10 protein-coding genes are annotated in these 10,543 nt (G+C 64.9%); 6 read left to right on the top strand and 4 right to left on the bottom strand.

Annotated elements, in window-relative coordinates:
* From ABNU97_RS07630 to ABNU97_RS07610, 5 genes are all read left to right on the top strand, one after another.
* On the top strand, positions 1 to 359 hold a 359-nt coding region (locus tag ABNU97_RS07630; protein WP_348766144.1), incomplete at its 5' end, for a segregation/condensation protein A.
* Positions 360 to 381: 22 nt separating this feature from the next.
* Positions 382 to 1,164, top strand: a complete 783-nt coding sequence (scpB, locus tag ABNU97_RS07625; RefSeq protein ID WP_348766143.1) for an SMC-Scp complex subunit ScpB — start codon at positions 382 to 384, stop codon at positions 1,162 to 1,164.
* Positions 1,165 to 1,295: 131 nt separating this feature from the next.
* A complete protein-coding gene (locus ABNU97_RS07620; protein ID WP_348766142.1) occupies positions 1,296 to 2,072 on the top strand; it encodes a ferredoxin--NADP reductase in 777 nt (258 codons plus the stop codon).
* A 328-nt stretch (positions 2,073 to 2,400) separates the two neighbouring features.
* Positions 2,401 to 3,144, top strand: a complete 744-nt coding sequence (locus tag ABNU97_RS07615) for a pseudouridine synthase (protein ID WP_348766141.1) — start codon at positions 2,401 to 2,403, stop codon at positions 3,142 to 3,144.
* Positions 3,145 to 3,849, top strand: a complete 705-nt coding sequence (locus ABNU97_RS07610; RefSeq protein ID WP_348766140.1) for an endonuclease — start codon at positions 3,145 to 3,147, stop codon at positions 3,847 to 3,849. It abuts the gene before it with no gap.
* Between the two features lie 291 nt (positions 3,850 to 4,140).
* Here ABNU97_RS07610 and ABNU97_RS07605 read toward each other — a convergent pair whose 3' ends face one another.
* The 4 genes from ABNU97_RS07605 to ABNU97_RS07590 are packed head-to-tail and all read right to left on the bottom strand — an operon-like array spanning position 4,141 to position 7,650.
* Positions 4,141 to 4,893, bottom strand: a complete 753-nt coding sequence (locus tag ABNU97_RS07605) for an SDR family NAD(P)-dependent oxidoreductase (RefSeq protein ID WP_348766139.1) — start codon at positions 4,891 to 4,893, stop codon at positions 4,141 to 4,143.
* A gap of 20 nt (positions 4,894 to 4,913) precedes the next feature.
* The gene (locus ABNU97_RS07600) at positions 4,914 to 5,615 is read right to left on the bottom strand and encodes an HAD-IA family hydrolase (RefSeq protein ID WP_348766138.1); all 702 of its coding nucleotides are present in this window, start codon (positions 5,613 to 5,615) and stop codon (positions 4,914 to 4,916) included.
* On the bottom strand, positions 5,612 to 6,322 hold the full coding sequence (ubiG, locus tag ABNU97_RS07595) for a bifunctional 2-polyprenyl-6-hydroxyphenol methylase/3-demethylubiquinol 3-O-methyltransferase UbiG (protein WP_348766137.1): 711 nt from the start codon (positions 6,320 to 6,322) through the stop codon (positions 5,612 to 5,614). The genes ABNU97_RS07600 and ubiG overlap by 4 nt, the downstream gene beginning before the upstream one ends.
* The gene (locus tag ABNU97_RS07590; RefSeq protein WP_348766136.1) at positions 6,319 to 7,650 is read right to left on the bottom strand and encodes a TRZ/ATZ family hydrolase; all 1,332 of its coding nucleotides are present in this window, start codon (positions 7,648 to 7,650) and stop codon (positions 6,319 to 6,321) included. The genes ubiG and ABNU97_RS07590 overlap by 4 nt, the downstream gene beginning before the upstream one ends.
* A gap of 216 nt (positions 7,651 to 7,866) precedes the next feature.
* On the opposite strand from ABNU97_RS07590, the gene gyrA reads away from it, so the two are divergent.
* On the top strand, positions 7,867 to 10,536 hold the full coding sequence (gene gyrA, locus ABNU97_RS07585) for a DNA gyrase subunit A (protein ID WP_348766135.1): 2,670 nt from the start codon (positions 7,867 to 7,869) through the stop codon (positions 10,534 to 10,536).
* Positions 10,537 to 10,543: the final 7 nt, after the last annotated feature.

Raw genomic sequence — 10,543 nt, 5'->3', positions numbered from 1 at the left:
CCCCCGTACAGCACGGCCCGGAGCGTATTCATATCGAACGCCCGCAGCCAGAAACCGATCTCGGCGCGTTGCTGCATGCCCTGCACGACGTGCTCACCCGCGCCGAGCTGTTCACCGAACACAAGATCGAACGCGAGCCGCTATCGGTACGCGAACACATGAGCCGTATCCTCGAACGCCTGGGCAGCGGCCAGGCCTGTGCCTTCGTCGCCCTGGTGGAAACCAGCGAAGGTCGGCTGGGCGTGGTGGTATCGTTTCTGGCCATTCTCGAACTGGCCCGCGAAGCGCTGATCGCCATCGACCAGGCCGAACCCTATGCGCCGGTTGCGCTGCGCCTGGCCGGCCCGCGCCCCGAATGAACATCGACCAAGAAAAGCCCACGTGAGCCACGACGAACCCACGCCAACCGAAACCCAGCACGACAGCGAGGCGTCGGCGAACGAACCGGTGATTGCCGATTCCGTGTTGCGCTGTATCGAAGCGCTGCTCATGGCCGCCGATGCGCCGCTGCCCGCCGACCAGATCGTGCGCCTGCTGGAAACCACGCACGCGCTCGAGCGCGCGGATGTACGCACCGGCATCGAGGCGTTGCAGGCACGCTATGCCGACAGCGCGATGGATCTGGTGGAGGTCGCCAGCGGCTGGCGTTTCCAGGTAGGCGCCGACTATTCGGCGCTGGTGTCGAGGCTCTGGGAAGAGCGCCCGCCGAAGCTGTCGCGGGCCATGCTCGAAACGCTGGCGCTGATCTGCTATCGCCAGCCCATTGCCCGCTCGGATATCGAAGCCGTACGCGGGGTGTCGGTATCGTCGAACATCGTCAAGACGCTGCAGGAATTCGGCTGGATCAAGGTGGTGGGCTATCGCGACATGCCGGGCCGACCGGCGTTGTTCGGCACCACGCCGCAGTTCCTGGACGATTTCGGCGTGTCGCGTTTGGCCGATCTGCCCAGCCTGCCGGAAATTCAGGATCTCGATGCGCTCGATGCCGCGCTCGCGCGGCTGCAGGGAAACGAGAACACGTCGGACGAAGCCGGGGACGAGGAATCGTCAGTAGGCGAGGCGCAGGCCGTGGATGCGACCGCCACGCACGACGACGAAACCGAACCGGATACGGCGGCCGATGATGCAGGTCAAAACGACGAAACGCCGCCTTCGCCACACTAGGGCCCTCCGCTGGCGTTATTGGCTTGGAATCGCGCGCGGCGCGCCCATTGTCTCGACAGCAACAGCTCGATGTCGCCGTAGCGCGTGCAATCGCCACGGCGGACTGATTCAAGTACGGAAACACTCAGATCATGGCTGCATTGAACTCCGAACGCGTACTCAGCGTGCATCACTGGAACGATTCGCTGTTCAGTTTCACCACCACCCGCGATCGTGCCCTGCGTTTCGAGAACGGCCAGTTCGTGATGATCGGTCTGCAGCAGGAAAAGAAGCCGCTGCTGCGCGCCTACAGCATTGTCTCGCCCAACTACGAAGACCATCTCGAGTTCTTCAGCATCAAGGTGCCGGACGGCCCGCTCACCTCGCAGCTGCAGCACCTGAAAGAGGGCGACGAACTGCTGGTCAGCCGCAAGCCGACGGGCACGCTGCTGATCAGCGATCTGCATCCGGGTCGCAATCTCTATCTCATGTCCACCGGCACGGGCCTGGCGCCGTTTCTGTCGATCGTGCGCGATCCGGCCACCTACGAGCGCTTCGAACGCGTCATCGTGCTGCACGGTGTGCGCCACGAGAACGATCTGGCCTATCGCCAGCTGCTCTCCGAGACGTTGCCCAACGACGAGATGCTCGGCGAGATGATTGCCGCCCAGATGCTCTACTATCCGATCGTCAGCCGCGAGCCGTTCGTGCACCAGGGCCGTGTCACCACGCTGCTCGACAACGGCACGGTCAGCGCCGATCTCGGCCTCGAGCCGCTCGCCCCCGAACACGATCGCGTGATGATCTGCGGCAGCCCCGGCATGCTCGCCGACTCTGCCGCACTGCTCGACGCCCGCGGATTCGAAGTGTCCCCGCATATCGGCGCGCCGGGCGACTACGTCATCGAGCGCGCCTTCGTCGAAAAATAGCAGGCATCACGGCGTCGTGTTCTTCTGCAGATGAACGCGGGCGAACGAATTTGATGGAGCGGTGGCCGCAGTGTGCGTCGCCGAATCCATCTCGTTTGGTCAAACGTGCCACGGCGCGCCGTATTTGCATTGTCGCCGGCGTCTATCTGCGCGCACCTTCTGAATTCGTGCCAAGTTGCAGTCGTATCGGTCGCAGGCTGTGCCGATCAATCGCCTGGCAACCCGCCAGAACTGCCGATAGCCGGATTGCCGTCGGCGATTACGCCGCAGAGCTTGAACCGGCCGGTTAAACTAGTTCATTCGTTATCCGGCGCCTACAGGAAGCCTCATGTCCGAACGTCTACAGAAGCTGCTCGCGAGCGCCGGCTACGGGTCGCGTCGCCAGCTCGAACAGGTCATCGAGGCCGGGCGGATCCGCGTTAACAACAAGGTGGCCACGCTGGGCGACAAGGCCGACGCGCGCGACGAGATCCGCATGGACGGCAAACGCCTGAATCTCGACGAGCGCCTGAATACGCGCACCCGCGTGCTGGCCTACAAGAAGCACGTCGACCAGGTGGTCACCCGCAAGGACCCGGAAGGCCGACCCACCATCTTCAAGAGCCTGCCCAAGATCAAGGCGGGGCGCTGGCTCGCCATTGGCCGTCTCGACGTAAATACCTCCGGGCTGCTGCTGGTGACCACCGACGGCGAACTCAAGCGCCGGCTCGAACATCCCAGCTACGAGATCGTACGCACCTACGCCGTGCGCGTGCGCGGCCAGGTGGACGACGCCATGATCGAACGCCTGCTCGAAGGCGTGGAACTCGACGACGGTGTGGCCCGGTTCGACGCGATTCGCGTCGCCGACGATGCGCACAAGGCCAACCGCTGGTTCGAAGTCACCGTGCGCCAGGGACGCAATCGCGTGGTGCGCCGGCTCTGGGCCTCGCAGGGCGTGACCGTCTCCCGGCTCATGCGGGTTGGCTTCGGCCCGGTGGCACTGCCGGGCGGGGTCAAAGCCGGCGGCTGGCGCGAGCTGGATCGCAAGGAAGTACGCGAACTCGCCGGGCTCGTCGACCTGCAACGCTAGGTGGCGGAAAAACAGCCGACGGCGTCGGCGCTACGCGCATTCCATGACGGTCTGGCTGCGGCCTACGGCCCGCAGCATTGGTGGCCGGTACAGGATGCCGACAATCCCCGTTTCGAAATTCTCGTCGGTGCGGTGCTCACCCAGCATACGGCCTGGACGAACGTGGAAATCGCGATCGCCGAACTGCGCGATGCCGGGCCGCTGACCGCGGATGCGCTGCTGGCCCACGATGACCTGCCGGCGCTGATCCGCCGTGCCGGCCCGCACAACATCAAGGCCCGACGCCTGCGCTCGCTCTGTGAGTGGTTCGTGGCCCAGGGCGGGTTCGACGTGCTGCAAACGCGCGACAGCGCCACCCTGCGCCGTGAGCTGCTGGCGTTGCACGGCATCGGTCACGAGACCGCCGACGTGATCCTGCTCTATGCCTTCCAGCGGCCGGCGTTCGTGGCGGATGCCTACGCGTTTCGCATCATGGAGCGTTATGGCTGGACCAGCGGCGCGCGCAACTATGAGCGCCTGCGCCGTTCGATCGAAGCCGTCGGCCCCGATAACGATGCGGGATTTTACGACGAACTCCATGCCCTGATCGTTGCCCATGCGAAACAGCGCTGCCACAAGCGCAATCCGGACTGCGGGCACTGTGTGCTTCACGATCGTTGTGATCACGGGCAGGCCGCCGTTGCTGAATCGGAGCGCGCCGTATAGCCGGGCGGGTTGGCGTGGGTTGGCGTAGGTTGGCTTAGGCCGCAGGCCGTAAGCCAACAAGCAACCGACGCTCTCCCAGACGACACGAACGGCACAGGTCGCATCAGACGCACGGGCTGCGTTCTTTGTTGGATTACGCTGCGCTAATCCAACCTACGAAAATCGTGACGTTACCGAATTGCAGTCACCGCTCACGTCCGTGCGGCGACGGAAGCAAGTCGGCGTTATAACCGACTATGCCTTCGTACCGGGTCGCTAAGGTCGTGGCAATTGGCGGTAATCGCCAATAGATCAAGCCGCGATGGGCTGCCCGTCCGCGCCCAGGATCTGGCCGGTCGTGCCGCGTGCGGCGGCCGACAGCAGATGTACATAGGTGTCGGCGATGCTTTCCGGCAGCTGGGCCGATGGATCTTCGGTGGGAAATGCCTTGGCCCGCAGCGGTGTCTGTCGCGGGCCGGGGTCGATACCGTTGAAGCGCAGGCGATCGCTTTGTTCGTGCTCGACGGCAAACATCTTCACCAGCGAGCTCAGCCCGGCCTTGCTTACGCCGTAGGCACCCCAGAAGGCTTTCGGCTTGGCGGCCGCATCGTCGAGGGTGAAAACCACCGAGGCATCGTCCACGCTTTGCAGCAAGGGCAGGCAGATCTGGGTGAGGGTGAAGGCGGCAGTGAGGTTGATATGCATGATCCGCTGCCAGCCGTCGATCGGGTGGGTGGCCAGCGGCATGAGGCCGTCGAAGCGGGCGGCCAGATGCACGACGCCGTCGAGATGGCCGCAGTCGGCGGCGATGCCGTCCACCAGGCGCTGGTAGTCGTCTTCACCGGCGCGGGTCACGTCCAGAGGGAACAGGGCGGGCTCAGGGCTGCCGTCGGCGACGATGGCATCGAACACCGGCGTCAGCGTGCGCTCGCGACGGCCAAGCAGCACGCACTCGGCGCCGGCCGCCGCGATCGCGCGTGCCACGACGGCGCCCAGGCCGCCGCCCGCGCCGGTTATGAGAACCACGCGGTCGACGAGCGGTTTGGAATCGGTAGATACGGTCATGGGACGGGCTTTTTTCGGTTTCAGGTCGGGTGCGCGCCGGCGGTCGCCTGCGCATCCAGCTGTTCGAGCGCGGCGGCGAGGCCGGCGACGGTATCGATGACCACGTCGGCCTGCCAGCCGTGGATATCGTCGCCGGGCGGAATATAGCCGTAGGACACGCCGATGGTTGCCATGCCGGCGACGCGGCCGGCTTCGATATCGCGATCGGAATCGCCGATATAGACACAGCGGGCGGGGTCGACGCCGATGCGCTCGCAGGCCATATACATCGGCGCCGGGTCGGGTTTGGCCACGCCTGCGCTGTCGCCGCCGATCACGCAGCCCGGCGGCGGGTCGAAGTCCATATGATCCATCAGCGGCAGCGCGAGTGCTTCCATCTTGTTGGTGACCACGCCCCAGGCCAGGCCGCTGTCAGCGAGCTGGCGCACGAATTCACGCATGCCGTCGAAGGGCCGGGTATCGCGGGTCATGCGCTGGCGGTAGGTTTCGATGAACAGATCGTAGCTGGCACGATAATCGGCATCCTCGGGTGTGAGATCGAGCCCCTTGCCGAGCATGCCGCGCCCGCCGAAGGAACACATGGGCGCGAGTTCGGCGAGCGGCATGGCTTCGAGCCCACGTTCTACGCGCATGTCGTTGATCGCCCCGGCCAGATCGGGCGCGGTATCGAGCAGGGTGCCGTCGAGATCGAACAGCACCGCATCGAAGGCTTGTAACTTCATGTCCGGCTCGCGGCGGGTTTGCGGGCGTGCAGGAAGTAGTTCACGTCGGGCCGCTGGGTGAGCGAGGCGCGGCGGGTGAACGGGTTGTAGTGCATGCCCGCGATCTCGGCGACCTCGAGATGCGCGCGCCGACACCAGGCGCCCAGCTCCGAGGGACGAATGAGCTTGTTGTATTCGTGGGTGCCGCGCGGCAGCAGCCCGAGCACGTACTCCGCGCCACCAATCGCCAGCAGCCAGGCCTTGGCGCTGCGATTGATGGTGGAGAAGAACAGATTGCCGCCAGGAGCGGTGAGCATGGCGCAGTCGTCGACGACATAGGCCGGCGTATCGACGTGCTCCAGCATCTCGTAGCAAACCACGATATCGAAGGCGCCGGGCAGCTCGCGCATGAGGTCGCCACTGGAGACACAGCGGTAGTCGATATCGAGCCCGCTGTCCTCGGCATGGGCCTTGGCGGCTTCGATCAGCTCGGGCGCCAGGTCCAGCCCGGTCACCTGGGCGCCGCGTCGGGCCAGCGCTTCCGAGAGAATGCCGGCGCCGCAGCCGACGTCGAGCACGCGCTTGCCGGCGAGCGGCGCGCGGCGGTCGATGAAATCGGTACGCAGCGGGTTGATGTCGTGCAGCGGGCGCATTTCGCCCGCGGGGTCCCACCAGTGTTCGGCCATACGGCCGAATTTGGCCAGTTCGGCGTTCTGATCGCTTGTCATGAGGCGTCCTTTGCGTGGGCTGCGAGCTTGTGCTGCCAGTCGGCCGCGCGTGCGGCGATATCGGCTTCGTCCAGGGTGGTGAGCCGGCGATCGGCCAGCAGGCGTTGACCGGCCACCCAGGTATCGCTGACCTGTTCCCGGCAGACGTTGTAGACCAGGGCGGCGATCGGGTCGAACACCGGTTTGGTTTCGAGCGCGTCGAGATCGATGGCGCACAGGTCGGCCATCTTGCCGGGCTCGATCGATCCGGTGGTTTCGGCGATGCCCAGTGCGTCGGCGCCGCCGATGGTGGCCATCCGCAGCACGGTATCGGCACTGACCGCGGCGGCGTCGTCGGCGGCGATCTTGCCGATGAAGGCGGCGGTGCGCATTTCGCCGATCATGTCCAGATCGTTGTTGGAGGCGGCACCGTCCGTGCCCAGCGCGACGTTGATGCCGGCATCGATGAGCTTTTGTACCGGGCACAGGCCGCTGGCCAGCTTGAGGTTGGACTCGGGCGAATGCAGCACGTGGACGCCGTTACGCGCGCACAGCGCGATCTCTTCGTCGCTGATCTGGGTCATATGCACGGCGAGGAAGTTCGGCGTCAGCAGGCCCAGGTCGTGCAGGCGTGCAAGCGGGCGCTGGCCGTTCTTTTGCTCGGCATCGGTCACCTCGAAAGCCGTTTCGTGGACGTGCATATGCACGCGCAGATCCATTTCGTCGGCATAGGTGCGGATCTTTTTGAGCGGCGCATCGGAGACGGTATAGGGCGCGTGCGGGGCAAACACCGTGGAAATGCGATCGTGACCGCGCCAGGCGTCGTGCAGGGCCAGGCCTTTTTCCAGGTATTCGTCGGCGTTGGCCGCCCACACCGTGGGGAAGTCGATCACGATCATGCCGACCGTGGCCCGCATGCCGGCGGCTTCCACGCGTTCGGCGACCACGTCGGGGAAGAAATACATGTCGTTGAAGCAGGTGGTACCGCCGCGCAGCATCTCGGCCATGGCCAGATCGGTGCCGTCGGCGACGAACTCGGGCGACATGAATTCGCCTTCGGTCGGCCAGATGTAGTCGCTCAGCCACGGCATGAGCGGCACATCGTCGGCGATGCCGCGCATGAGGTTCATCGCCGCATGGGTATGGGTATTGATCAGTCCCGGTATCAGCAGATGCGTGTCCCGGTCGATGACCTCTTTCGCATTGAAACGCGCGCGGGCTTCGTCGCTGGGCAGAACCGCCTCGATCAGGCCGTGGTGAATGGCCACGGCATGGTTTTCGAGCAGCCGCGAATCGCCGCAGACAGGGGCGACCCAGCGGGCATGAACAAGGGTATCGATCTGGCGCATGGAAACAGGCGATCAGTGGGGAGCGCGAACGCCCGCCACTCTAGCGCAATCAAGCGCTTTTGGCACACGCGCTGTGCTAACATGACCGGCTTTACGCGACGGCGCTGAACCGCGTTGCACGACCGGCCATCGCCGCCGGCGAGTGCCGACTCCCAGCCCGTGGATACGCACCGAATGCGGCCTGCGTTGCAGGCGGCTAGAACGAATTAAAACTCTATGGCAGACGTCGCAAAAGAGATTCTTTCGATCAACCTCGAAGACGAGATGCGCCAGTCGTATCTCGACTATGCCATGAGCGTGATCGTCGGGCGTGCGTTGCCCGACGTGCGCGACGGCCTCAAGCCCGTGCACCGGCGCGTGCTCTACGCCATGCGCGAACTGGGCAACGACTGGAACAAGCCGTACAAGAAGTCGGCCCGTGTGGTCGGCGACGTCATCGGTAAGTACCACCCGCACGGCGATTCCGCGGTCTACGACACGATCGTACGCATGGCGCAGGATTTCTCCATGCGCTATGTGCTGGTCGACGGCCAGGGCAACTTCGGCTCCATCGACGGCGATGCGCCGGCGGCGATGCGTTATACCGAAGTACGCATGGCGCGTCTGGCGCACGAAATTCTGGCCGATATCGAAAAGGATACGGTCGATTTCATCCCCAACTACGACGAATCCGAGTCCGAGCCGGCGGTGCTGCCCACGCGCCTGCCCAACCTGCTGGTCAACGGCGGTACCGGTATCGCGGTGGGCATGGCCACCAACATCCCGCCGCATAACCTCACGGAAGTGGTGAATGCGGTGCTGGCGGTCATGGACGACCCGCAGATCAGCATTGCCGGTCTGATGGAACACGTGCCGGGTCCGGATTTCCCGACCGCGGCCATGATCAACGGCGCAGACGGCATTCGCGAGGCCTACGAAACCGGGCGCGGTCGCATCTACATGCGGGCCCGGGCGCACTTCGAGGATGTCGACGAGCGCGGCAAGCAGTCGATCGTGGTCACCGAGCTGCCGTATCAGGTCAACAAGGCCCGGCTGCTGGAAAAGATCGCCGAGCTGGTCAAGGACAAGCGCATCGAGGGCATCACCGAGCTGCGCGACGAGTCCGACAAGGACGGCATGCGCATGGTCGTGGAGCTGCGCCGCGGCGAAACGCCGGAGGTCGTGCTCAACAATCTGTATCGCCATTCGCAGATGCAGACGGTGTTCGGCATCAACATGGTCGCGCTCGACGACGGCCAGCCGCGCACGCTGAACTTGAAGCAGCTGCTGGAAGCCTTCATTCGTCACCGGCGCGAAGTCGTGACCCGGCGTACCCAGTACGAGCTGGCCAAGGCTCGTGCCCGGGCCCACGTGCTGGAAGGCCTCACGATTGCGCTGGCGAACATCGACGAAGTGATCGCCCTGATCAAGGCCTCGAGCGGTCCCGCGGAAGCGCGCGAAGCGCTGATCAACCGCGAATGGCCGCCGGGTCAGGTGGTGGACATGCTCGAGCGCGCGGGGGCGGAATCCTCGCGCCCGGCGGATCTGTCCAAGGCGTACGGGCTGCAGGACAACGGCAGCTATCGTCTGACCGAAACCCAGGCCCAGGCGATTCTGGACCTGCGTCTGCACCGGCTCACCGGCCTGGAGCAGAGCAAGATCATCGAAGAGTTCGAGCAGCTGCTCGAAAAGATCGCCGATTACATCGAGATTCTGTCCAACATGGCGCGGCTGTTCGAGGTCATCCGCGAGGAGCTGGAGGCGATCCGTCGCGACTACGGCGACGAACGCAAGACCGAGATTCTCGACAGCCATCTGGATCTGACCACCGCCGACCTGATCACCCCGGAAGACGTGGTGGTCACGCTCACCCACGAAGGCTATGTGAAGAGCCAGCCGCTGGATGCCTATCGCGCCCAGCGTCGCGGCGGGCGCGGCAAGTCGGCCACCCAGACCAAGGATGCCGACTTCATCGACAAGCTGTGGGTGGCGCATACCCACGACACGCTGCTGTGCTTCTCTTCGGCCGGCAAGGCGTACTGGCTCAAGGTGTACGAGCTGCCCAGCGCCGGCCGCGGCGCGCGCGGCAAGCCCATTGTGAACCTGCTGCCGCTGGAGGCCGACGAGCGCATCTCCCAGGTGCTGCCCATCAAGGACTTCAACACCAGCGAGAACGTGTTCTTTGCCACCCGCAACGGCACGGTCAAGAAGACCGCGCTGGAGCAGTTCTCCCGGCCGCGCTCCAACGGCATCATCGCCATCGATCTGCGGGATGACGACGCCCTGGTGGGCGTGGACCTGACCAGCGGCGACGACGAGCTGATGTTGTTCTCCTCCGGCGGCAAGGTCATTCGCTTTGCCGAACAGGATGTGCGCGAGATGGGCCGTACGGCCGCGGGCGTACGCGGTATCCGCCTGCCCGAGGACGAGGCCGGCGCGGCCGTGATCGCGCTTATCGTCATCCGCGACGGCGATATTCTCACCGTGACCGCGCAGGGCTACGGCAAGCGCACGCCGGTGGACGATTATCCGCTGCGCGGTCGAGGGGGCCAGGGCGTGCTCGCGCTCAAGCAATCCGACAAGAGCGGCGCCGTCGTAGGCGCGACCCAGGTGCTCGAAGACGATGAAATCATGCTGATATCCAATATGGGTACGCTGATTCGCACGGCCGTGGCCGAAATATCGGTGCTCGGCCGTAACACCCAGGGTGTACGCATCATCCGGGTGGCCGACGACCAGCATCTGGTCGGCGTCGACCGTATCGTCACCGACGACGAGGAAGACGACGGCGAGGCTGACGGCCAAGACACGGGCGCGGACAATGGCGCCGACGATTCCAGCGACGACCGCAGCGCGGATGACGCGCCGGCCGCCGACGACAACGATTCGGACCCTGCTGCGGACTGACCTTCGC

The organism is uncultured Salinisphaera sp., assembly GCF_964012375.1.
Classification (GTDB): Bacteria; Pseudomonadota; Gammaproteobacteria; order Nevskiales; family Salinisphaeraceae; genus Salinisphaera.
Note: the sequence above shows the minus strand (reverse complement) of the source record. Positions and strands in the feature narration are given on the sequence as shown.